Below are 25,826 nucleotides of genomic sequence, written 5' to 3'. Positions count from 1 at the left end.
AATTTACCATAAATCTTACAACTTATGTGCTGTTGCTTCCAAACTTTCAAAGATCTTTATCAGCTTACTACCGAAGGTTTTATCCCTCTTTCACTGACCCCGTTTCGTTGGGGTTGCAAAGGTAGGAGCCTTTTTTATTACTTTCAAACTTTTTCTCTGTTTTTTCGCAAGAAGTTTCAAACTTTTTCGTTTCCTGTTCACATTGCCTGTGAGTTGACTTTCCTGCTGACTTTTTCGAAGAACTTGCTCTTTTTTTCAGAGCGGGTTGCAAAGATACAAGGCTTACATTTCACCACCAAATTTTTCTCACTTTTTTCTTCGCCTTTTTATTTTACAACTTCTTAACAACCAAAGAACTATGTGAAAAAACTACGCCTGGTGATGATCCTCTTTTTCTTCCTTTCTGTACCTCTGTTTTTCCAAAGCGGGCCGCAAAGATAGGGGGGATGAATAGCTCCTACCAAATCTTTTTGAAAGAAATTGGTACCCATTTCTTAAAACCCGCTGTGGACGGGCCTTGCAGCGTGATTTTTTTTTAGCTGCAAGCTGTTGAAAGCCAGCTTCAAGATGCAAGTCTCAAGTTGTAAGCGGTAAGCGAGGTAGTTGCTGGTCACCAGTTACCTCCTACCCTACTATCATCCCTGTGTGATCCATGTACCAACCATGTGTCAAATAGGGGTATTCTCCAATGGAAGACACATCCCTGACACATGGTTGACACATGCTTTGAGCCCGGATCGAAAATTGCTTGCTGCCCCGAAGCATTGAAAATTAATATTTTATTCTCCGTAAACTTCGTACATTTACGAATATCCCGTTGATATTATGGAACAATTGACCCCACATGAAGAAGCTGTGATGATCGCCATCTGGAAAGTTGGCCCCGGCTTCGTGAAAGATTTTATGACAGCCATGTATCCCATCCGGCTGCCTTACACCACACTGGCATCTACTATCAAGAACCTCGAGAAGAAAGGCTTTGTGAAAAGTGAACGCATCGCGAATGCTTTTCGCTACAGCGCCAAGGTCAGGGAGAGCGAATACAAGAAGCGCTCCGTAAACGGTGTGGTCAACAACTTCTTCTCCAGCTCTTACAAGGAACTTGTAACCTTCTTCGCAAAAGAGAATAAGATCAGCAAAGACGAACTGAAGGAGATCATCAACCTTATCGATAACGACGAAAAACAGTAAGCATGTCCCCCTTCTTCATCGCCCTCGTCAAAATCAACCTGGTACTGGTGCTGTTCGCACTGGCCTATTACGGTATCCTGCGCCGCCTGACATTCTATACTGCCAACCGGGCTTTCCTGTTGTTTGGCATTGGCTTCGCGATGCTGTATCCATTGATCGACCTGCCGCCGCTGTTTGCACAGGAGACAGCCATGGCCGTCGTACCGGAGTTTACTCAACAACTCAAGACGATGGTGACAAAAGAAGTGATGCCTGCTTATATGACCTGGGTATTCCTTATCTTTTATATAGGATTAGCAGTAATGCTGTTCCGGATCGTGCGGCAGTCCGTATCGCTGTACCGCATCCATCGCCAATCGGCGCCTGCCCTCATTGGAGATGTGCCCGTTCGATTGATCAATGTACCCATGAGCCCTTTTTCGTTCGGTAAACATATATATATCAATCCTGCGGAACATAGCGAGGAGGAATTGCTGACGATCGTAGCCCATGAACATATTCATGTACGTCAGCGACATACCGTGGATGTGCTGCTGGCGGAACTGAGCTTTACGTTGAACTGGTTCAACCCGGCTGTCTGGATCATCCGGAAAGCGATCAAGGAAAACCTGGAGTTCATTGCCGATGAACAGGTATTGGAAGCAGGAGCGGATAAGAAAGCGTACCAATATAGTTTGCTGCATATAGGCGCACTCTCTACTACGCCACTTATTGCGAACGACTTCAACCTGGTAGACCTGAAGAAAAGGATCCGCATGATGAATGTGCGTCGTTCTTCAAAATTGACGCTGGGGCGCTACGCTTTATTATTACCCGTGTTGCTGCTGATCACCCTGGCGTTTTCGATCACGGTGCGGCAACCTTTGCAAGCTGCTGCCAAAGCATTGGAGGAAGTGATCTTAACATCTGCCACAACAGTCAACGAGCCTGCTACCTCCCCCAATACTGTCCTCAGGTTATCAACGCCGGATGCCCAAACAGCCGCTAACCGTTCACGCACGGGCAGGCAGCCTTCGCCAATAACGATCCGGCCTCTTTCCAACGAGTCCAATTCCCAGGAACAGGAAGCAGCGACGAATCCTCCTGTCCGGGAGCTGGTGGGTCAGCCACTCCGCCAAGGTATCCAGGGACGCCTATATGAAACACCTGTTACCGCTGCTGCAGACAAATTAAGCCTTGCGGGCATACCCAATCCCACGGGCCGTGTAACTTCAAAAACAGTAGCAGGTGTACCCGTGCCGGATGAAGTGATCGTAACAGGCTTCCTCACTACGCGCCGCGTTAATGGTATCCGTGTCACACCACCGGCCGATTCTTCCAAAGGCAAGCTCCGGGAAGTAACGGTGATCGGTCGCGGACAGCAATAACCATTTCTTTTTACAGATTGAAAGTGGCCCTGAGCATGGCCATCCTACCCCTGATCTGATACCGGTCGGCAGAGAATAAATTGCTGCTTACCCTATACAATTCGTACGTATTTACATTACCGATGTTGGTAAGATCGAACTCGAAGTCGGTGCGCCAGGGCTTGTGCTTGTAGCGCAGGTTGAGATCCATAAACAGGTAGCTGACGGTGGATACCTGCGGCTGCCGGCTATGGAGATGGCGAGCAGTGAAGTTCATGAATACGCCCTTGAGGGGCGTGATACCAAACACGATATGCTGATCGATCCTGTTCATGCGATTGGTGATGGTTTTTGCGGCTGTGACCAGGTCGCGCCGGCGACTGTTGCTCCAACCGGAACCGCCATTGTAACGCAGGCTGAACTTACCAAAGGGCTTGCTTTCGATGGTTGCCTGCAGCGATGTGGTATTGTTGTCGTAGGGCAGGAACTGATCGTTGATGAACTGATTGTAACGTCCCTGGGAGAAAGTACCCTTTACCGATACGGTGCTTTTGAGGGCAAAGATGTATTTGCTGATGCCGGCATTGGCCGAGAGGCTGCTCTGATCGTTCTCATAAGGCAGCAGGATGCTGCGCTGGATGTTGTCGGTGACGATGGAAGCATAGAGGCTGTTGACTGTGGTTTTTGTGTAGGCAACACCAGCATTGATGAAGAGCATGATGATGGCGCGTTGAAAGCTGTAGTTGAGGCTGGCATTGGACATGGAACGTTCCTGCAATCCGGCATCATTGGCGCGCAGGGAGCGGTAGTTGGTAAGAATGGCCCCCCTGTACACGCCGGAAATATTACCCATGTTGTTATTATACCGGTAACTGAATTGGAGGTGATCTTCTACATTGATCCGGTACTTTACCCAGCCCGTTGGATTAATGAAGAACTGGCGGTCGCGGTTGTCGAGGGCATATTCGGGTTGGCGATAGCGGATGCCCTGCCAGATGAAGGGGACAAAAAGACTGGCATTGAAGCGCCCTTTGTTGAGTGAATATTTTGCGGAAGCCTGGAGGACGTTGCGCCACCAGCGGAGATCGTTACCAACATCTCCTTCATAGCCTTTGATGCTACCATTGTCCTGTACAAGTTCCAGATCGGAGATGAGGGTTTGCTGCTCGCTGGAGAATCCAAATTTATATTCCTGGGTGATCCACCTGGTATTGGAAGGAATGATGTAACCCAGTGATGCTTCGTTGTACCAGGCAGGCATGCGGGCCTGCTGAACGATGGCTGCATAGGGCAGGCTATCGTTGAGTATATCGCTGTGCAAGCCCTGATCGACGAACAAGCGCTGTGGATTGGTAGCATAGCTGGTGTAAAGGTGGATATCCACCATGTTCCTGCTTTTGGAGAAAGGCTTACAATCGAAATCGTTGGAGAAGGCCTGCTGCCGGTTGCGCAATTGCTGTCCAAAGTTGAGGGTATTGCTTTGCAACTGACTGCCATTGTAGTCTCCCTTGAGTTGAACGTCGGTTTTATTGCGGATATAGTATTTGTTGGTATTGGCCATGACGGTGAAGGCACCGTTGATGAACCAGGGCTTGCGCAGGGCGTCCTGCTTTTCGCGGTATACGATGGTGTCGCCTGCCAGGTATTGCTCCACGGTGCTGCTGTAATCGAAGGTCTGCCGGTCGCTAAAGCCCTGAACGTTGGTGCGGAACTGGACGCCTTTTTTGTTATTGACGAGATGGTTGAGGTTGATGAGGCCGGACCTGTTGAAATAGTAGTTGCGGCGCGGCAGATCGGGGTTGGATACGGTGCCACCCGACAGCAGGTTGGAGGGTGTGGCGCCACCTCCTGATGATGAAAATGCGTCGGAACCCAACTGTTCATAATCGCTTTGGTAATCGACGCCGCTGTTGTTGGACTTTGCAGCGTTGATCATCTTCATGCGCTTGTTGAGGAGGATGGTATTGAGGGCTGCATCATATAGTTTTAGCCAGCCCCCGGCCAGCATGGCCTGACCGGTGAGGGCAAGGCTGTTCTCATCTTTCAATACCAGGTTGACGGCGACGGCATCGGAGGTTGTTTTATCCTGCAAGACCTTAATAGGCTGGTGATTCCTGATGACATCGACACTCTGGATGAGTTCTTTGTTGATGACTTTGGTAGCTAACCCATAGCGCCCTGCCATGAGGTCGTCGCCATGAATGTAGAGGTTGGAGACCTGCTGGCCATTGTAGTAGATCTTGCCATCGTCGCCCACTTCTATGCCGGGCATCCTGCGGAGTACATCGCCGATACTGCGGTCTTCTTCCTGAGCGAAGGAACGCACATTGTAGCTGACGGTATCGCCTTTGCTGGAGATGATGGGCCTGTTCTTAACCTGTACTTCGGGCAAGAGGACGGCCTGCTCTTCGAGTTGTAGCTCATAAGCGTATTTACCTTCCTGCAAGGGTGTCAGCAGTCTTTTGTAACCCAGGTGACTGACTTCGAGCGATAGACTTGTGAGGCTAGTAGTATCAGGCAATGATAGCTGGAAGCTTCCTTTGTCATTACTGATGGCATATTGCACAATAAGTCCCTGCTTGTTCCTGAGCGATACGCTCGCCTGGGGCAAGGGTTTCCCACCCGGGCCTTTGAGGTGACCGGTAAGCTGTTTTACCTGCGCCAACAGGGGCGCCTGCAGCCACAAGGCTACGAGGCACCACAATAGGGTTTTCATGAATTACTTCAATTCAAGTGGGTTGTTGTTCGAATCCTTCGCTTTCCTTTTCTTCTCGATGAGTTCCCGGGCTTCTTCGCCACGCACGGTCTTTCCGGAAGGCAGGCGGTAAGCCAACATAGGGGCAGGAGAGCCAGCAGGCAGTTGCGCCTGCATGGTGGCAACGGGGCTTTCATCGAAGGCTTCACGCACACGGTTCAGGGCTTTCTGGTTGGTGGTGATGAGCCGGGTTTTGCTGAATGTGGTGACCTGTCCGGAATCAGCTTTGGTGAAGGCGGAAAAGGTGAAGGCTACATCACCGGTGGCATCTTTGGCTTCGAGGATGAGGCCGGGCAGGCCATTCAGTTTCCAGGGGCCGTTACGGAAAGGCAGGTCGGGGGTGAACCATACGGTGTAGGTGCGGCCGGCATACGTACCAGTAGCCTGCTGGCATTTGAAGTCGCCGATGGTTTTGGTATCGGTACCTACTTTCCAATTGATGACAGGCAGTTTGTCTTCGACGAGGTAATCGTTCATAGCGATGTGGATGCAGGTTTTGAAGGTTCCGGCAGAAGGATACTGAAATAGTTCCCCTTCGCTGATGCCGGGAGCGCTGACAACGGCCATGGGCATACCGGCTACGGTGATCGTAGGTCCACTGCTGCGTACGGCCGGTTCGGCGCTGGGCTTGATGAAGGGTACGGCAGGACTGCGGCGGTAGGTGCTGCTGGTCTGGCCTACGAGGAGGTACATGGTTTCGCGGATGGGGTTGGCCCGGTCGGTGGTGTCGTAGACGTGCATGAAGTCGTACTTAACGGTTAAAACGAGGGGCTCGGGTTGCTGGGCATAGGCGCCAACACGTAAACTAAGGATAAGTACTGATGTGGTAATTATTTTCATAATCAATGATTTAAACTACGATTATATCGTAAATGTACGAAAGTTTAGTAATTCAAAGCATTGTTTGTTAGATTTTTTGCTAGGGGGAGCAAAAGACAACCAGACAACGAGGGAACAGGTACTTTCGGCAATAGGGAATCGGTAGCCGGCAATAGGAATGGCAGTAAAAGTCCGAAGTATTTAGTCGGTGATTGTGTTTGCAAAATATCCGTCGGGATAATCCACCTTTACGAGGAAAAGACCGTGGCCGGGCACGGCGAAGTCGGCCTGGCTGCAATCGAGCGCTTCTATGACCTGCCGGAAGCCTTCCAGGGTAAGTTTTCCGCGCCCCACCTGCAGCATGGTACCCACCAATCCTCTTACCATGCCCCGGAGAAAACGGTTGGCCTTTACCCGGTAAACGATGAGCCCTCCCTCCCGCTCCACCCATTCACTGTATAGGATGGTACAGTTATGGGTCTTTACCTGCGAATTGCGTTTGGAGAAGCTGGTAAAGTCCCTGTACTCCAGAATGATGGCAGCGGCCTGCTGCATGGCAGGCAGGTTGAGGGTGTATGGAAAGTAGTAGGCCCTGTCATTAAGGAAAGGCGCTTTGTACTGGTAGATGAAGTATTCATATTCCCTGGCCAGGGCATCGAAGCGGCTGTGCGCTCCTTCTTTTACCGGGATCAGCTTGTTGATAGCGATATCCGGCGGCAACATGGCATTGAGGTTATAGACTGCTTTTTGCGGAATGCTGATGTCCGTATCAAAATGAAAGTAGTTCTGGCGGGCATGCACACCGGTATCGGTGCGGGAAGAACCGGTTAATGTTATTGGCTGCCGGAAGAAGACGGCCAGGACTTTTTCCACTTCATATTGTATGGTAACAGCATTTTCCTGTACCTGGAAACCGGCATAGTTTGTTCCTTTATAGGCGACCTCGAGGAAATAACGATTCATGGGGCGAAAGTAGGAATTAGCTGTGAGCATTACATACGCACCAGCGCTTTGAAGCGGGCGATGTAGAGCTCATCGGTAAAGAGGTCGAGCAGCGAACGGAAGTTGCCGGTATCCGAGACGAAAGGATAGGCTGCATCAAAGAATTTGAAGCGGCCTTCATCATTGGGAAATAGTTCGGACAGGCCACGGATGTAGCGGGTAACGAAGCATTTTGTTTTGAATATTTTTTTGGCCAGCCCTATCCTGTCATCCACGTTGGCGGCACTGAGCATTTTAACCCGCAGCTTGTCTACATCATGCTCGGAAGCGAAGTTGACACAGTCGGAGTTCATGAGCAGGAAGGTCTTTTTTGCAGTGGCGGTGGAATCTGCTTTCACAATGGCACTATCCTTTGGAGCCGCTTTGACAATGACCGCAGTATCCGGCGTTGTTACGGCAGTAGCCACCGTTGTGGCCTGTGCGGAATCTTTATCCTTTATAATTACTGTCTGCTCCCTGACCGCAGATGTATCAGGGGTGGCTATGACCGCTTTTACCGAATCAATTTTTGCGGGCGCTGCAATGACCTCTCCGGGAGCCGGCAGTTCCTCTTTTTTATGGAGGTCAATGACCACCGAGATGGTATCGGTGCCTGCGGCGGAACTATCCGCAAAGATGAGTTCTTTTGCTGTATCGCCTGACCGTTCCTGTAATTGGACGATGGAAGGCCGGGCAGGCGTTGCTACGGGTTGTTTTGCCGCAACAGCCGTATCTACCCCCGCTGTGGCTACCGCCGAGTCTATGCCTATAGTGGCAACAGGTGGGTTGGCTATTGCAGTTCCATTGGCGCCAGCCATTTTTGCAGTATCGGTTGCGGCCACTTTTGTAGTAGTATCAACGACAACCATGAGGGTCCCCGTTGTTGCCTGGGCAGAATCAATCCCAGCCACTACCCCGGTTACAGGCGCTGGTTGGGCAGTAGTGAGGGGTTGCGGGACGGGCGCCTCTACTTTTACGATCGTTTTGTACAGGACCGCCGAGTCATTGACAATGCCCGACATGAGGGTAGCAAATTGCCCCGTTTTACGTTCGCCCAGGGACGAGTTGGTATTTTTTACCAGGTCCTGCCGTGGCCTGACGGTTTCCGATGTTTGGGCATTGACCAGTACCCATCCTTCTTCCGGGCTGTATTTTAACTGGTAATCAAGGTCCTTTTGCTTGAAGGAGATAATATAGGTCTTTTCCGGGAATTGCTTTTTGGGAAATCCTACGACCAGGTTATAGGTAGAGTCTTTAAGCCGGGATATGACGAGGTGGCCAATGGCCGAGGAACTGTATGTTTTTTCGTTTAACCTGACGTAAAAAGGCTGCTGATTGTCGGCCCAGAAGAATACAAAATAGTCCTGCTGCGCCCGGGCGATGGTACAGGATGCTAACAAGCTAATAACAAAAGCAATACGCTTCATGAAGGTGTAAGTTACTATATTAAGACAAAACTACTTATTTGATGGTTGTCAACAGCCACTTGTACCTTTTTTTGCAAATATTAAGGATGCATAAACCTATATTTACGGCCATAAATTTGATTTCATGAAGAAGCTATTATTCGGATGCTTAACCTTTTTAACAGTACAAACCATATCGGCCCAACCCCATGAGGCTGCGCAGGATACTGCCTGGAAGAAGATTTACCGTGAGAGCGTGCCCATGATCAATGACCTGGTGCATACCAAGATTGACGCACGGTTTGATTATTCAAAGTCATACCTGAACGGGAAGGCGTGGATCACGCTGAAACCCCATTTTTATGCCACAGACACACTGGCACTGGATGCCAAAGGCATGGAAATTAAGAAGGTGGCGCTGGTAAAAGGCACCGCAACCTCTCCCCTGAAGTATGATTACGACGGCTGGGTATTGAATGTAAAACTGGACAAGACGTATAAAGGCGGCGAAAAGTATACTATATATATTGAGTATACAGCCAAGCCCAATGAACTGGAGGTGCAGGGAAGTGCAGCGATCACAGATGCCAAGGGCCTGTATTTTGTTAACCCCCAGGGAGAAGAGAAGGATAAGCCTACACAGATCTGGACACAGGGTGAAACAGAAGCTACTTCTGTATGGGTGCCCACTATTGATAAGCCCAACCAGAAGACAACCCAGGAAACGATTATGACGGTGCCTGACAAGTATGTGACCCTTTCGAATGGTAAGCTGGTATCCCAAAAGAAGAATGCCGACGGCACCCGTACCGATACCTGGAATATGGACCTGCCCCACGCTCCTTACCTGTTCTTTATGGGCGTAGGTGAATATGCAGTGATCAAGGATACGTATAAAGGCAAAGAGGTTAATTATTATGTAGAGAAAGAATATGCGCCTGTGGCCAAAAAGATCTTTGGTCATACCCCCGAGATGATGGCTTTCTTTTCCAGGATCACCGGTGTGGAATATCCCTGGGTAAAGTATTCACAGATCGTAGGCCGTGATTATGTGAGCGGCGCTATGGAGAATACTACCGCTACCCTGCACCAGGAGAGCGCCCAACAGGACGCCCGCGAACTGGTGGACGGCAACGGCTGGGAAAGCACAATTGCCCACGAACTGTTTCACCAATGGTTTGGCGATTATGTGACTACCGAAAGCTGGAGCAACCTGACCCTGAACGAGTCTTTCGCGAATTACAGCGAGACGTTGTGGGATGAGTATAAGTATGGTAAGGATGCCGGCGACGCCCAGAATTATACAGATATGAACGGTTACCTGCAAAGTGGCAGTGAGAAGAAAGACCTGGTGCGTTTTTATTATACCGACAAGGAAGCGATGTTTGATGCGGTGAGCTATAATAAAGGTGGCCGTATTTTACATATGTTGCGCAGTTATGTTGGTGACAGTGCTTTCTTTAAAGCCCTGAACCTGTACCTGACAACGAATAAGTTTAAAGCTGCCGAAGCGCATCACCTGCGCCTGGCTTTTGAAGAGGTAACAGGCCGTGATATGAACTGGTTCTGGAACCAATGGTATTATGGAGCCGGTCATCCCAAACTGACGATTGATTATGTGTATGATGATGCCGCCAAGAAGGTACAGGTAATCGTAAAGCAAACCCAAAGCGGAGATGCCTTTAAGTTACCGATTGCCATTGATGTATATAATGGCGCTACCAAGGTGCGCAATAAGGTATGGATCGAGAATAAGACAGATACGTTCACTTTCTCTTATACCAGCAAACCTGAGCTGGTGAATGTGGATGGCGATAAGACTTTATTGGCTGAAAAGAGGGATAACAAGAACCTGGATAATTATGTACACCAGTATAAGTATGCCGGCCTGTATATGGACCGCCGCGAAGCTGTAGAGTTTGCCTCCCGCAACCAAACAGATCCCCGCGCGATTGCGATACTGACCGATGCGTTGAAAGATAAGTATTTTGGTATCCGTGGTTTGGCCCTTAGCCGCCTGGACCTGAAGAACCAGGGAAATAAGAAGACGTTTGAGCCTTTGATCGCCGCCATTGCGAAAGATGATCCCAAGTCAACTGTGCGTGCTACTGCCCTGACAGCACTGGCCAATTATGAAGGCACTACTTATAAGGACCTGTTTGTAAAGAGCGTGAGCGATTCTTCTTATACAGTAGCCGGCAATGCCCTGGAAGCCCTTGCCAAGGTAGACAGCGCTGCCGCGGTTACTGAAGCCAAGCGTCTGTCCGGTCAACCTACAAAGGGAGCCCTGGTAGGCGCCGTGATGAAGACGATGATCAAATCGGGCGATGAAAGCAGTTTCACCGCTATTGCCAAAGCAGTAGGTGATATGCCTTTGTCACAGGCCAAGTTTAACCTGCTGCCTTCTTTCAGCGATTTCCTGTCGAAGGTGTCTAATACCGAGAACCTGAAGAAGGGCATTGATATTATTGTTGATTTCCGGGAGCAAACGAAGAATTTCGGCCTGGAGCCCGTTGTAAATGGCTGGCTGAAAGGTATTGTTACGAAGAAGGAAGCAGCCAAAGCGATTGCGGCTGATAAGACTGCCCTGCAGGCGCAGATTGATTATGTGAAAGGGAAGCTGGGAGATGCGAAAGCGGGATTTTAATTATTGATTATTTGTTATTGATTATTGGGGTCGCTGATTGTTCAGCGACCCTTTTTTGTTGGCAGAAGCACCCAGCCGCACAAGGCTGAGCGACATGCTTTCTTGTAAAACGGAACAGGCACCGCAGAGCGCATTGGCGCAAAGCGGGACAGGCTTCGCAGGGCGGGACAAATCGCGCCAGTTTGAGGGAGCTTTGGTATACAGGCGCCAGTTGCCCTGCTGTTTTTGGCTAAAACCGCTGCTTTTCGTGAAATGGGTCAACTATAGCTTAGGTATAGCTAAGGTATAGCTTAGGTATAGAGTTCCCATAGTCCAGGTATAGAGTATGTATAGCGTATCTATAGCTGATCTATTGGTGATCCCTACCCTTGCTCCCTTATTCCGATACTATGTTTCAATTTTCCTGACTTCTTTTTGGGTCCACTGCCGTTTGTCTGTTCACCTCTTCCTGTAAAGAGCATTGTTGCAGGGGCGCCAGCTACCGTGCCACTTTTTCATAAGTCGCTGATAATTTCGTTTTACGCTATTAGCATGCTATTGGTATGCTTCGGGTATGCTTCAGCTATGCTTCCCCCATGCTTAGGCAATGCTTCCTCTATACTGTCATTTTCCACACAAACGTACTTACAGTAGGGAAGAACCTCAAATAGCGTGATGAGTTATGTGGTAAAATGAAAAAAATGATAAAAATGAAATGGCTTGCGAATACTGTCCGTCCTAAAATAGCTATACGGGCTAGGTTGTCCTGGTCTTACCAATCGCTACTGGCTCCGCCGCCGCTGCTGGCCCCGCCGTCAAAACTACTGCCGCCACTGTCGAAACTACCGGAACCCGCATCATTGGCAGCAGGCGTATCAGGAGGAGAAGCCACGCCGGGGTCAGGTGAAGTATCCATCATACCCATAGCGCCGGAAGCCATTATGCTATTGTTGATGATGTGCTGGTCATTGATGTTGTTGAGCAAATGTTCCTGGTCCTGGTATCCCGGGTTGATCATCCCTGCCCCAGCCCTGTTGTTGTTCCTGTTTTTTTTGACAATTGACCAAATAATGATGATTATAGCAACGGGTATGATGAACGCTAATATCCCTTGTTTATCAGTGGCAGGTAGTTTGCGGGTATCAAACTTAGCTGATGGTTTCAATGCAGCAGACTGCTTGCCCTGGCTTAGCTCTTTTTTCAGCGCCTGTATAGCTTCGCTGAGACCGGTAAAGAATGCTTGTTTTTTGAAATGCGGCACTATTTGCTGCGCGATGATGTCTGCGCAAATTTGATTGGTGAGTGTTGTCTCCAGTCCTTTTCCTACTTCAATACGTACCTGCCGGTCGTATTTACTGAGCAGGATAAGGACGCCGTTGTTTTTTATGCTGTCGCCTATTCCCCAGGTGTTGAAGTACAGGAGGGCTGTTTGTTCTATGGTCTGCTTGGTTTTTGTTGCGGGATCCACCGGCAATGAATCGAGGGTGAGAATGACAATAGCATTGGTGGTGGCCTTCCAATACTGCGTGAGTTCTTTTTCGAGGGCCTGCCTTTCCTGCAGGGTGAGCATGGCCCCGAAATCATTAACGGCTCCTACTGGTTTGGGTAAAAAGCGTTTATCCGGTTGCTGTTTTTGCTGTGCGTAGGAAAAACAGGTTATGAGTAAACTAACGGTTAAAAAGAATAAAGGTCTCATGGCATAAGATTACGGGAATATACAAAGAATTATTGCATATTGGTAACCGGTAGCTAAAAGCTACAAAAAATAGGGGCGTAGGTTGTGCCTACGCCCAGTAAGGTTGATTATTGTCCAAAGCTTACAAACTACCGTGTATATGAGGACATCCGTTTATTCATTCGACTGTTTGTAATCTTTAAGATATTCTATAAAATATTTTTCAAAAAGCACTAAAGCTTCTTTGCTTAAATATTTTCTACATATTTCAACATGTGATTTCCTGTAGTATAAAACCTGAAATACCTGTAAAGCTATTGCTTCATGTGTTTTATATCCTCCGTTTAGCACAGCATCACTAATAAAACTAACACATTTCAACAAAACAGGTTCGTTCTCAATATTTTCGATCATGTACTGAGAAAATTCAAACAAAACCAGATAGGGCTCGTCATCATTGATTTCAAAATCCGGCACAAATAAACTTAGCCGTTTGAGAATTTCATTATAATAACCATCGTTAACAATTACAAAGTTCATAGCTATTATTTATAGTTTAATAACCTCGAAGCCCATTTAATACATCAGTTAATAACTCTTGAGCCAAGCGTTTGTCAAAATTATTTAAATTCCGCGTTCTAAGTACATTTAGCAATCCGTTACGAATAATCAACATTTTTTTTGCATGATTGCTTCCTCCTACAAGATTTCCGGTTATCCGAGTATACCTAAAAGCAGCCATGGAACTCCCATCGCCCACCTCTGCCCCTGGCCTATATATATCATTCGTAAGGTTTCTAAGTTTAGTATTTTGAATTTTTCCCAAAAGCTTTGCACGAGAACGACTTGCTCTCATTAATTTGGAAATAATGTTCAGGAATTTAACGATTACTCTTGCCCCGTTAGCTTCTTTAACGCTTGAGCCATGATAAAGACGACCTGTAAGGTAACCCCTGTCATCGACCTGAAAGCCATTCCAACTTCTTCCACCATACCAACCATCTACCGGGCCTGAATAGGAACCGAACGATCCTAATTGTAATTGCCTATCAAGAACTTCATCTTCAAAATAATTGAACTCATCCATCACCTGACCATTATCCCAATCAAAAGTCGTAAGTTCATAAAAACTAGCCGGGTACCAGCCTTCTGCAAAATATTTACTTCCACGGTGATATCTTTGAATTGCTGGAAAAGATTCTTTTTGTTCTGGAGGTTTAATCCCTCCCAAAGTAGTAGGGGGAGTAAAATCGTTAATCAGGTTCTTAAAATCTGCCAGTGAACCAGGCTTGGGTACTCTTGGATTCCACCTAGTTTCGCCTTCTTTTGGTTTACGCTTACCAACCACCACTACAGGGTCTAAATCTTTAAACTTAGGTTTAGGATCTTCTCCATCCAGCCCACTTGGATCAATAATAGAAATTGGGTTATTATACAAACAAGCATAGGGGCTTTCCCATTCCTTAATGACCGGATCTACATTCCATCTTCTGCCCAATCTGGGATCATATTCCCAGAACTCTGCCGTGTAACTGTTTCCATTACCTTTTATTTCGTTGCTCTTTTCCTGTCCATTAAACCCATACCTGTAGATATCGTTTTCGCCGGAGGGATCGGCATTGGGTTCGCAGACAGTGGTGGTTTGGGAGGCAATGGGCTCTATGCGAATGATGCTGAAGTTATCGATGGTGTAAGGGATATTTAATCCATCTATTGCACTGCCTGTATTCTGGCGCATGAATTCCATTTTCACCTGATCCATTCCCGCCGGCATAACAAAATTAAACTGGTAATCGCCCGCCACGCCAGTAAAGAAAATGCCCGTCTGTATTGCAGTCCAGGAGTTAGTACCCGTACGGCCATACAACTGCATAAACAGTCTTTTGTCGGGTAGGCTTTGCCCCATAGTGAATTTGACCAGGTACTTATTTCCAGCAGTAAAATTATTGAATTCGGAAATAAGGCGGCTATCATTAACATTGGTACAATTAACCTGGATCTTTTTGTCGGTAGTGCCGGTTACACTCAGGCTGGTAATGGAGGTATTGAACGGCTTCCATAGTTGGCCATTGTCGTCCACATTTACACCACTCATTACAGCAGCATTCAGATCGGTAGCGTATTCCTGGGTTTGATTAACAACCGTATATTTTCTTAATACAAAATTGTCCACCACAAAATACAAACCCGCGGTAGCTGGCCGCGCTGAAATACGCAGGGCTACAAAACTGCCTACTGTAGCGCCCGTAGTAAAGATAACGGTACGGTGGCCCGTGCCCGATTGCAGGGAGGCTGCCCGGTAGGGGTCGTTCGTTCCTGATTGTGCGTTAATAGCAAGATCTGTAATACCCGGCGACATCTCTATAATATCACATTCTATCTGATAAGTGGTAAAAGGTTCTATTATCGAGGATGAAACGAGCGCCAACATCCCGTCACTGCCGGAAGTGCCGCTATTTTCCACCCTGAATGCCCCATTTACAACAGATACAATTCCATTGGCCTGCTGCTGCCAGGTGACACCGTTCTGAAGGTATTTATTGGCGACTGGTTGAGTTACTCCACTATTCAGGTCACTGGAGGCTTTCAACTCGGTCAGGTCCTGCACTTCTTCGTGACAGGTAGCCCCCTCAATGGTACGCCCCGGCATTTGCATACCAAAGGGATAGTAATCATGGGCCGTAGCCACATCGGCTTCAAAAGTTCCGTTGGGCAGGGCTGTTTTCTTATCTGTTATGACTGCGAGCACATTGCCGAGGTGATTGGTCAGCTCATAGAACTTTTTACCGGCTGTACCCCATATACTGCTACCGGTGGCAGTAGCTATCTCAATATCCGGCTGCCACATGCCCACCCTGCTGCTGCCATACAAATGTTGTTCTTTCCATTTAAGCGGGTCAGCGTCTTTTTGACTATACAAACCCATTACATTGCCCTGCGCATCGCGCACATACCAGGTGGTAGTGGTTTCACCATTGACCGTTACCTGCTTGCGCACCCGGTTGCCCGCCGGATCGTAGCTGTAAACGATGTTTTTACCGGAGGCATTACTAACACTGCGGATCTTACCATATACGGTCCAGGCAATGTTATCATTCCCTTCTTTAATGAGGTTCCCAATCCTGTCGTACAAATAATAATCATCCTGTTGGGTATCTATATCATCCTGGTAGTTGCCGGTATAGGCCGGATCGTCCTTCACATGGCGTAAGCGGTTGTTGACCAGGTAAGGCAATCCACTGACCGCATCTATCGCCATGTTGTAACCATAGGCGAGGTTATCCATTTCTTTGGGCTTACCGGTCACATTGGCCCCATTGCGCAGGTAGGTTTTGATGTTGCCGTTGCCATCATAAGCAATGGTTTCTTTATAAGCCTCTGTAATGGTTGTACTGTTCCAGTTGGTAGTAGTACCGGTAAGCACATGCTGGCGCATTTGTCGCAGACGGTTAAGCTGATCGTACCCATAGGTATATCCTACCGGATCGCCACTCCTGAAGCGACTGATTGCCAGTGTGGTGTGGCTGATATTGCCATTAAATAATTCTTTGCCCGTTATATCGCCGGTGGAGCTGCTATAGAGCAGTGAAAAAGGTTTCACTGTGGCATCAATGGGTTTATAATCACCCTTGTAATACCCGAGAGAGAATGCAAACACGTCTTTTGCAAAGGTATTGTAGCTATCAATGGCGTCGTGCCCCATATCGTCGGCAGGCTTTAGTTTATCGCCGTTGACACCTTTGAGCCAGCCCTGCAAGGTGTAGGCATAGTCCATGCCCTGCACATTGTTGTTGCCCAATTCCATACGGGCCAGCGGTCCATTATAGTAGTACCGGTAAGAAGCGTCTTTCTGGGCGTTGGCCAATATGCCTGAAGACATATCGGTTCCTGTATAGGCGTGTGTCAGCCGGTTTTCCGGATCATAATCATAGGTATAATAGAACTGGTCATTGTTACCTTCCTGGTAACGAACGAGATTCGTTTTACCACTGATGAGGTCATATTCATAGTCTATCCGCTTTAGCCCCAGGCCCTCTACCTGCTGCCACAGGGTCCTTACACCGCCCATCAGGTCATAATCGTAGTAGGAAGCGTTCAGCACAGGGCCACCGGCTGTTTCGCGATAGAAGCTGGCGCTTACACGCTTGCGGAGGTTATTTTGTAAAAGGACGGCCTGAACTCCTGGTCCGGGCGCCGGTTTATCGTCATATACGGTTTCAGTGATCTGGCTATTGGAACCGCTGGCCATGAATGCCGTGATAACTGATTCATCTGTAAAGCCAGGTATAGCAGGCAGGACGGAAGCGCCTGCTTTTTCGCCTACAGCGATGGGCCTGCTGAGTACCGGTTCATAAACGGTATAGCTATAGCGATTGCCATTAACCCGCTGTTCCTCATTTTGTGAAGCAATAAGCCTGCTGAGGCGATCGTACCAGAAGTAGCTTTCGCCGCCGTCGGGCGATTTTTGTTGTATTACCTGACCGGTACTGTTGTAAGCATAGCTGGTGAGCAATTTATGCGCCGGATAGAGGGAACGGGTAGCATATTCCACCGGTACGATGTCTTTTAATCCTGCAGGCAAAGCGGTCGTATTCCATGTGTAACCTGCCGCCGCCGGTGAAATGGTATACCCGTTGCAGGAAAGATCAGCCAGTTCTGTACCCTCCTGTTTGGTAAGCGGCCAGTAAGCCACCAGGCCCGGTAAAGAGGCTGGCACAGTACCTTGATAGCTATTGAGGATCTCCTCATCTGTACGCGCCACACTCCATATGCGCACGTCATCAATACCCCCTTGCATGAATCCATAAGGCCCGCTGCAGATGTTACTGCCGGGATTTACAAATTGCATCGGAGAAGGGAAACCAGTTTTTACCCGCTCACCATTGATGTATAAGGTGGGTACTTTGTTTTTGTATACTACTACAATGTATGTCCAGCCGCTTACTGCACTCTCCCACACCAATAAAGCCGGCATGTACGCATCGGCATGTTCATACACACTCACACCATTGGTGCCAACCGAAATGCCCATGGTACTGCCACCGGAAGAACCATTGCTGGCAGGATAGATCGCATAATGCTGGCCATCTGTTCCATCAACACCAGTACCCAATGGATACTGAAAATCAATTCCATGCTGCTGAGTTGGATTGACCCATAGTTCTACGGTGAAGTTGTCCCTGATATCCGGGAACCTGTTACCATCCATACCGAGGTTGCCTGTTACCTGTAAGGCGCCCTGGTTGCTAACGATGCGGGTTTCTGTAGCCGGATTGCAGAGCGCAGGAATGTTGAACCTACCCCAATGAGTAAGTGCTGTAGCCAGGTTCCCTTGCGGATACATGCAGGAGTTGCTGTAGTTGGCAAGCACCTCTGCATCCGTAGCAGGCTGCTGGTTGTAGATGCGCAGGTGTTTTATATGGCCTGTTTCTTCTGCCGGCAACGGACTGCCCGGTGTCCATGCAAAAGGATAGGAGGGCTGGCCCGAGGTCATGAGCGTGAGCTTTTTACCTTCGAGGTAAACGGTCCAGGCGCCGGTTGTGAAGTCGGCGGCTTTTACAAGCAGGTGGCTCCATGATTGCAGGTTGATGGAAGTGATATCGGCCACCGCCCTGTTGGACAATACCGGTGCAGGCAGTAAGGTGTACAGCTCTATCCAAAGTTTGTTATCAGCAATAGCTGCCTGGTACAGGTATTTGTTATCGGGTGTTATGATGCGCACGTGACGCATATCATCATTCACACCACTGTACAGCCACATTTCGAGCGATTTGATGCTGCCATTTTGCAGCGCCGCACTTAGCGCATTGAACGTAGCTGTTTTGTTTGATACAGAGGGGATGCCTGCACCTGTACAGGTTGCGGGATCGAACTGGCGCCATTGGTTCACGATATCCGTTTCTGCTAAACTGAGCAGGCGTACGCCTTCGGGCGAAACGGTACGGACAAGGTTGCCGGCCTGATCGTAATAGTATAATGTGTAATGGTATAAGAGTTGTTCGGAAGCAGCGGTTGCATTGCCTTTGGCCAGGGCACAGGTGTTCACATAGTTCAGCCTGAATTTCCTTTTTTCTTCCGCGATGTAAACATCATAATCCCTGTTACCATTGACAACAGCGGCCGCTATCAGCGATTGCAGACAAACGTACTGATCCTGGTCTACTGTAATATAAGGCGGCTGGTTACACAGCAGGGCTGCAGGATCGGTGAGTAGTTTTTGTTCATACGCTGCATACCGGCTGAACGACATGGCAAACCCATAACGATGGTTGATGTAGTTGGTGAGTATCACCTGGTAATTGGCGTGGTTAGGATCCCAGCCGCTGCCGAATTCAGTAGTCAGGGCTGCTTTGGCACTGTTGTATTCAGCCGCCGTGATGCAACCGGTAGCTCCGGGTTCGAGGAATACGGGTAAGGGTATATCTGTTTCCAGCAGGTAACGGCAATTGTTGCAGGATTTGTCGAGTGCATCCAACTGGGCCTGGGTGAGGTTCATGGCCGTCCCGTATTTGGCAGTGAGGTACTGGAAGAAGGTTACTCCCGGATTTTCGCTGTTGTGCAGGGTATGCAGTTGCTGCAATTTAGCGCACAGGGCCGGCGTGGATTTTATCAGCGTTTTAGTTACCGCCTGCTGTACAGGTTCATAAGGATGTGGCTCATCAATAAGCCAGGGATTGCAGGCCATGGTAAGGCTGCTTAATCCAAGGACAGACTGTATCACCTGTTTGAATGAGGTGGGATTGGGATCGCCGGGCCGGGTAGTGCTGGCGCCGAAAGGATGCTCCAGGTCGCCCCCACGTTTACATACTTCAATGAGCTGCGCTTTGAGCTGGTCTTTGACTGTTTGTGAATAGGCAGCCAGGCAGGTTTCCATTTGCTGCATCCAGGTATCGGCCATGGCTTCACAGCTCTCTTTAATCTGTTCCACAAGCAGAGCCTGGTTTTCGTTGATCTGGTTGGAGACGTCTTCGGACGAAAGACTGAACTGGTAATTGAATTCCGGGAAACGGGATTGTTTGTTTTTGTAAGCGTCGGGACAAGCAGGAGCGCAGGACCCAATTACCTCAGCACAGGCAATATAGCTGGTAGCAATGTTTACGTATGCCTGCGGTACACAAACCAGTTTTGTGTATTCACCGGCACTAAGGTACCCGGTAGTAGCGTAAGAGACCTCGCCTATATTGTTTACGGCATAAATATCTACTGTAGCACTCTGGTTTTCGCACAAAGGCACGTTACCTGGCGTATAGATCCTCACCATTTCTCCTTCCGGAGAACCTTCCTGGCTATAACAAACCATTCCGTTCATTGATACGTCATATTCTACCATACCTGGTGGACAAGGACCTGCCAGTGTACTTAAAGCAGTACTTGCTATTTTTTTGCCATTGGCAGTATCCGGCTGGTACTGCGCCACCCAAACATCTCTTAGATGAACGTATGCCTTGCTGCTAACGCGGACAGTTAAAACGGAGCGGTATTTATAAGCAGTGAATCCTTTTTCCCGTACCGGTTTCTTCATACCCGCATCAGTGCCTTTTGCCCTTGCCCAGGCCTGTTTATCCTTTTCCCCCGCTTTTTTAATCAGCAGGATGGCAGCATTTTCATAGTTTTTGTATACCCTGGCGCCATTCTTCTGGTATGTTCGTACCAGGGAGGATAACGTGGAGGATTGTTGCTGTACCTGTTGTGTACGGGCAAATGAACTATTGATACAAGTTATCACCCATACGTTCTCATGATATACAGTAGGAGGCTGGCCATTGATGGAAAATCCGATACAAGTAAAGTATCCATACATGTATTCCGGACCAATACAATAAGCACCCGGATCTGCCGGTGGATCGTTCTCAAAACCAGGAACGATGTTGTATTCCTCGTTGGTTGTAGCATCCTGGTAACGATACAGATGGTTCCCGGCCCTGCTGGTAGCAGGGAAAACAACAGGATCGGCACAGGAAGCGGTGGGAGGCGCACAGTACAATACAGTGGCCCCGTAATAAGTTTGCGTGGAGCCATTATATGTTACGGTAAAGCAAGGATACCAGTTTGTACCAGGCGTAGTACAGTGGCTGGTAGAAGGCGAGTAACCTGGATTTGTTTGGGGGAATATTACATAAATACTGCCATTGCTTGTGGTATATTCATTTGTGGCCGGATTGCCCGTAGCAGTGATGCCCTGACCATCAATGGAACAACTGTTACAGGTAGTAATCCCGGCATTAAAGTACAGGAAGGGCGCACTGATGCCTTCCACGTATACTTTCAAACAAGGATACCAGGTTGTTACAGGCGGGTAATTAGCACATCCCGGAACAGCACCGCCCCCCTGCTGCAACATGATATAATAGTAGTTACCGTCCTCCTTTTTAAAGAATCTGTATGAACCGGCCTGTGAAGTGACATACAGGGTTTGAGCATTGGCACAAAGGTCCTTTTCACACTTCACTACCCACACATTGTAAAAATCGGCCGAAGCGCCACCCGGTAATGTTACTTTATAACAGTTATAGAATTGTTTTGAAGTAACTGTACCCTCTGTGCAGTAAGTAGCATCTGCGGGAGGTTGATCGGCCCTTCCGGGAACAATGGTATAGGTAGTATGAATGCCATTATTGATTACTTCAAATTTGCCGGTACCTGTCATTTTTCCTCCTTCGGGCAGCAGCAATTGCCCACCATTGCCGGAAGGACAAGCCGGTGCTGTTGAATTACCGGTACAGGTGATTTGTTTTATTTTGATAGCCGGAACAAATACTGAAGCGGGTGCGCAGAATGTTTTTTCAGATTCTCCTATGCTGAAAGAAAGACTGGCCGGTAATCCGAGGGAAGCGTACTCGGCCGGATAGTACATTTCTACAGTCATAGGCCTGGTAACAGCTCCTTTGGCATAGGCAACTTTTATTTTTACCAGCCCGTCACCACAACCGGCCTCTCCCATTGATGTAATCACAAAATCACGGGATGTAGCACAGGCAGATTGAGCATAAGGCGTTCCTACCTGGCATTTATCCGCACAGGCTCCCGCATTCCTCACCAATACATAGTATTTTTCTTTTAGCTGGAAGTACATCTCCCTGTATTGTTGCCATTCGCGATCGGGAATGCGGCAGTCGGCTTTGGGACTACAATTGTTCCAGGTGTTATCGGGCGTGCCCGTGCTGGTATTGCCTTCGGGATCGGCACAATAGAGCATGTAGTCAATAACCTGGGTGATGCTTTTGACGTTAATTCCCGCTATGTTGGTCTGCATGACACGGGTGCTGAACTGGTTCAGGTCGTTCTGCATGTCTGAATAATAGGCCACCCCCGGCGCTCCGGGTTTGAAGAAAGGATCCTGCGCCAATAACCAGGCGCCATTGTTATGATCATATTGCAAACCGGAAGTAAGCGGGATCTGGGGTATATCGGTTGCTTTGTTGTAAATGGTTTTTACCCTGTCGTCCCAGGACACATACTGACTATTGGCATTACAGAAGTCCAGTTTACATTTTTCCGGATGCCATTGCAGGAACCTGGACGCCCACTCGGGCCGCCAATATTGCACGAGCATCTGAATGGTGAAGAATTCATCGTGCGGAGAGGTTTTGTCGCCATTGGCCAGGTAGATGGCATTGGCCTCATAATCGGCAGCTCCTGGCGCTAACTGCGGGAATACTTCGCGCCAATGCTGGTATAAGACATTTATGTCCTGTTCGAGGGGCAGGAAGGGATCGGGTTGGAATAATGCGTATTGTCCACCGGGCGATACATCTTCCAGCATTTGTTTTTCATACCTAGAACAGGAAGAAACGAGGCAAGTAGCCTGCATCGAGAGGCATTGATCGTGCAATTGGGTGTAACGGCTTTGTGCAATGGCAGCCAAGGCGTTCTGCTCAGCAACCGGCAGTGTTGCAAAGTCGATGTCGTAATCCTGCAGTTTATTTTTAATGGCCGTAAAGAACTGGTCGGAGGTGCCCAATGCTGTTTGACAAGTGGTACACTCACTGAAGCAACCACTGAAGTCGGTATTGTTGAGGTAATCCAATACGAAGCTGAACCGGCTGCGCAGGTCAGTATTGTTCAGGATGTAATTCTGCGTATACTCATTGATCACGTCACTGTTCAGTTTCAGCTCAAAAGAGATATAATACTCTCCGATGCTATTGAAGGTTGTCGTGAATGCCCCTGACTGTGGCGTATTGTTGTTACAATCCGATAGCCTGGAGCCAATAACCGTATTTGCCGGAGACTGGTAGACAGGCTGCCCGCAGTCGTTGGTAATGCGGATGGTAAAGTCGTAATAGCAATTGCTGCAGATCTGGAAGGAAGATCCCTGGTAGGTATAGATGAGCCGTTCTATATCATAACTGAAAGAAACCGTTTTTTCGGGCAACGATGCGAAGTAGGTGGTTTTGGCAGTAAGGCTCAGTGCTGAGGCATCGAATATGAATTGTTCCGGCCGCAGGATTTTGGAGATTTCTGATTTGGCGGCAGGTTTTGATTCGAGGCTGGTGAGGTTGGTGGGTGTGTTGCCTGCCAGCGCCGTAGCGATGGTTTTGCCACTGGCATTCAGGTAACTGATACTAAGCTGACCATTGGGGTCAACGACTATGTTTTTAAGATAGTGATTGTCATATCCTACGTCATTACCGAAAAGGCGGTCCAGTTCCCAGGATTCGGGTTTGCTATAGTAGTATTTTGTAACGTTGCGGTTGCCGATGCCGGGCTGGAATTTTTCACCTACCCCACCCTGTGTCCGTATACGGCCGGTATTATCGGCTACGTATTGCGTTACGGAAAAAGGGTATCCTGCTGCATCCGGCACGTATTTAGTGTACGGAATAAGCGATACGAACGGATTGGCCGATGAATAGTATTTAGCGGCAAAGCTTTGGCTACCGAGTGGCTGGGGTTTGTTTTCGCAATAAACACCCAATGTGGCCTTCAGGTTGCTGTAATCGTAAGGCGCGCTGTTGTTTTGATTGAGAGTGACGTTGGGATAGTATTTCAATTTATTGTCCGGGTGCGGGGCCGGCAGTATGCTGGCGGCGGCCCGGCCGAATTCATCATAGATGGTTTCCTGAACAAGCGCTATGTTATCAGAATTGTTGACAGTAACTGTTTGCCGGTTACGCAGGGTGCCATCGAAATAGCTGACTACTTCTTTCTTTTTCCCGTCTTCTGCAAAAACGCCACTGTACTGCCAGTTAAGGTTTTCCTGGTGCCAATTGGGTATGGTCCAGATAGCATAGGCGCCGGCAGGTTCTTCCAACCGGTAATCCCATTCATATTCCTTGCGGTAGCCATTGGTTTCATATTCCACTCCCCTGATGCGTACCAGGATGTAACCAGCGTTGTATACCATGGAAATGTAATGGTCGGAGGCATCAATACCCGTGGTGATGCGGGTAGCATTGTTACGGAACAGTTTATCCAACACGTCGGGCACCACCGTTTGGTTGGCCAGCATTTGTTGTATGATGGATTGATTTTCGGTCCCTGCATCGAAAACAGCCCATTCGAGGTCATATTCTTCTGCTCCGGTAATGGGGCTCCAGGTGACATGCAAATGATCGGCATTGATGAACCCTGAGCTTACCCGTTGTGCCGACATGGTTTGCTCTCCCTGTCCGAAACTGCCAAACAAACCGGCATGCTGATTTGCCTGGTAGCGGTATTTACGGGTTACCACTACCTGGCTGCTCAATTCGAGAATGGGTGGTATGGAATCGCCCAATTCGGGACTGGTAATGTTGTTAACAGTTATTTTCACCCAATAGCCATTGCTGAAGTTGTATACATCCTGCGCCTTGTAGGCGGCGCCGCTATCGGGAGAGAAGTTGATCTTTAGTTTTACGCTATTCAGGGTAATGGGTTCCGCCTGATCCGCATTGGAATAATATTCCACTTTGAGGTCCAGTTCGCAAGTGAAGGATTTCTTTAAAACCACCGCGGTGTCGTAGGTGAGCCGGAAGGTGAGCAGGTTTTTTACTGAATGACGTTCCACATCGTCCCAGTTAAATAAGGGATTGCGGAATTTTTCATCTTTCACGATGAGTGAGTCACCTTTTTTAATGCTGCCTTTAAGCTGGTTGCGATACGGTTCCACGCCAGCCATGGACAAGAAACCTGCTGACAGGAAGCAAATTAAAAGCAGTGTGCGGCGGTATAAAGCGGCTATCCTGGACATTGATGGAATATTAGGGAGGAGCATTGCTAATAGATGATAAGGGTTGATTAACGTACCATTAATTCATAATCCTGGTAAGCAGGTGTACTTATCCATTTTCCCTGCCGGCTGGTAACGAAATCCTGTATGCGGGGGAACTGCCTGCTTTCCGGATCGTCGTCCCATTTTTTAAATACGAGCGTCACCCATTTTTCCAGGCTGGGATCCATGTGATCGGCTATATCAGCCTGCCGGAAAAATATTTTCTTCACCTGCCGCACAGCGCTATCGTATTGCACGGTAAATTCTTTGCAACTGATATGATAAGGATTGCTCATAGCGATTACCGGTAGTCCATTCTCTGTTTTCTTTTTCAGGGTGTATCCTTCGCCCCGGAGGTAATTATACAGCGCATTGAGCTGAATGCCGGGCACCTGCGCCACGTGTTTTGCGGCTCTCAGGATGATCCTTTGGGCATCGTGATCAGCAACGAGATAGAACTGATCGGTATTGATGGTTTCCTGCCTGCCCACGCGGAGATAGAATTGTTGCCTGTTTTTGCGGAACCTGTAATCCACATTTGTCATAGCGTGGGCAGAGTCGGTTTTATCAATGGCAGTGAGCAAGGCTTCGTATGCATAAGCTGTATTGGTGGAGTCGAATGGCTTGAGCCATCCGGCCAGTTCTGCCAGCAAGGCAAACTGGGCAGGATCTTTTTTCCCCCTTTCGCTCTCGACAGCCTGTTGAGGAGCCTGGGTTTTGTTCCACCATTTTTTGTTTTTAATAGCAGTCGTATTGGCAAGCACCAGGGAGGTTACCACCAATAAGCCGGCTACCCCTATTATCGTGATTGTTTTTTTTACATTCATGATGATT

The 25,826-nt window shown here is 48.4% G+C and carries 11 protein-coding genes; 3 read left to right on the top strand and 8 right to left on the bottom strand.

Annotated elements, in window-relative coordinates; genetic code table 11:
- Positions 1-825 precede the first annotated feature (825 nt).
- Together HB364_RS09700 and HB364_RS09695 are read left to right on the top strand one after the other, a co-directional pair.
- Complete coding sequence (locus HB364_RS09700) at positions 826-1,191, top strand: BlaI/MecI/CopY family transcriptional regulator (protein ID WP_167287685.1); 366 nt, start codon at positions 826-828, stop codon at positions 1,189-1,191.
- Positions 1,192-1,193: 2 nt separating this feature from the next.
- Complete coding sequence (locus tag HB364_RS09695) at positions 1,194-2,558, top strand: M56 family metallopeptidase (protein ID WP_167287684.1); 1,365 nt, start codon at positions 1,194-1,196, stop codon at positions 2,556-2,558.
- A 10-nt stretch (positions 2,559-2,568) separates the two neighbouring features.
- Here HB364_RS09695 and HB364_RS09690 read toward each other — a convergent pair whose 3' ends face one another.
- The 4 genes from HB364_RS09690 to HB364_RS09675 form a co-directional block, all read right to left on the bottom strand.
- Complete coding sequence (locus HB364_RS09690) at positions 2,569-5,253, bottom strand: TonB-dependent receptor (RefSeq protein WP_167287683.1); 2,685 nt, start codon at positions 5,251-5,253, stop codon at positions 2,569-2,571.
- 3 nt (positions 5,254-5,256) lie between these two features.
- Complete coding sequence (locus HB364_RS09685) at positions 5,257-6,132, bottom strand: GLPGLI family protein (protein ID WP_167287682.1); 876 nt, start codon at positions 6,130-6,132, stop codon at positions 5,257-5,259.
- Between the two features lie 180 nt (positions 6,133-6,312).
- On the bottom strand, positions 6,313-7,074 hold the full coding sequence (gene truA / locus HB364_RS09680; protein ID WP_167287681.1) for a tRNA pseudouridine(38-40) synthase TruA: 762 nt from the start codon (positions 7,072-7,074) through the stop codon (positions 6,313-6,315).
- 29 nt (positions 7,075-7,103) lie between these two features.
- Entirely contained in the window at positions 7,104-8,519 is a 1,416-nt protein-coding gene (locus tag HB364_RS09675) for a DUF4476 domain-containing protein (RefSeq protein WP_167287680.1), read from the bottom strand.
- A 124-nt stretch (positions 8,520-8,643) separates the two neighbouring features.
- Here HB364_RS09675 and HB364_RS09670 point away from each other — a divergent pair, with 124 nt between their 5' ends.
- A complete protein-coding gene (locus tag HB364_RS09670; RefSeq protein WP_167287679.1) occupies positions 8,644-11,145 on the top strand; it encodes a M1 family aminopeptidase in 2,502 nt (833 codons plus the stop codon).
- 751 nt (positions 11,146-11,896) lie between these two features.
- Here HB364_RS09670 and HB364_RS09665 read toward each other — a convergent pair.
- From HB364_RS09665 to HB364_RS09650, 4 genes are all read right to left on the bottom strand, one after another.
- Positions 11,897-12,820: a TPM domain-containing protein gene (locus HB364_RS09665; RefSeq protein ID WP_167287678.1), complete on the bottom strand. Its 924-nt coding sequence runs from the start codon at positions 12,818-12,820 to the stop codon at positions 11,897-11,899.
- Between the two features lie 153 nt (positions 12,821-12,973).
- Positions 12,974-13,339: a hypothetical protein gene (locus HB364_RS09660; RefSeq protein ID WP_167287677.1), complete on the bottom strand. Its 366-nt coding sequence runs from the start codon at positions 13,337-13,339 to the stop codon at positions 12,974-12,976.
- Between the two features lie 16 nt (positions 13,340-13,355).
- A complete protein-coding gene (locus HB364_RS09655) occupies positions 13,356-24,971 on the bottom strand; it encodes a LamG-like jellyroll fold domain-containing protein (protein ID WP_167287676.1) in 11,616 nt (3,871 codons plus the stop codon).
- A 47-nt stretch (positions 24,972-25,018) separates the two neighbouring features.
- On the bottom strand, positions 25,019-25,819 hold the full coding sequence (locus HB364_RS09650) for a hypothetical protein (RefSeq protein ID WP_167287675.1): 801 nt from the start codon (positions 25,817-25,819) through the stop codon (positions 25,019-25,021).
- Positions 25,820-25,826 lie beyond the last annotated feature (7 nt).

This window comes from Paraflavitalea devenefica, from assembly GCF_011759375.1.
GTDB classification, from domain to species: domain Bacteria; phylum Bacteroidota; class Bacteroidia; order Chitinophagales; family Chitinophagaceae; genus Paraflavitalea; species Paraflavitalea devenefica.
The sequence above is the reverse complement of the archived record's forward strand: the minus strand, read 5'-3'. Positions and strand labels throughout refer to the sequence as shown.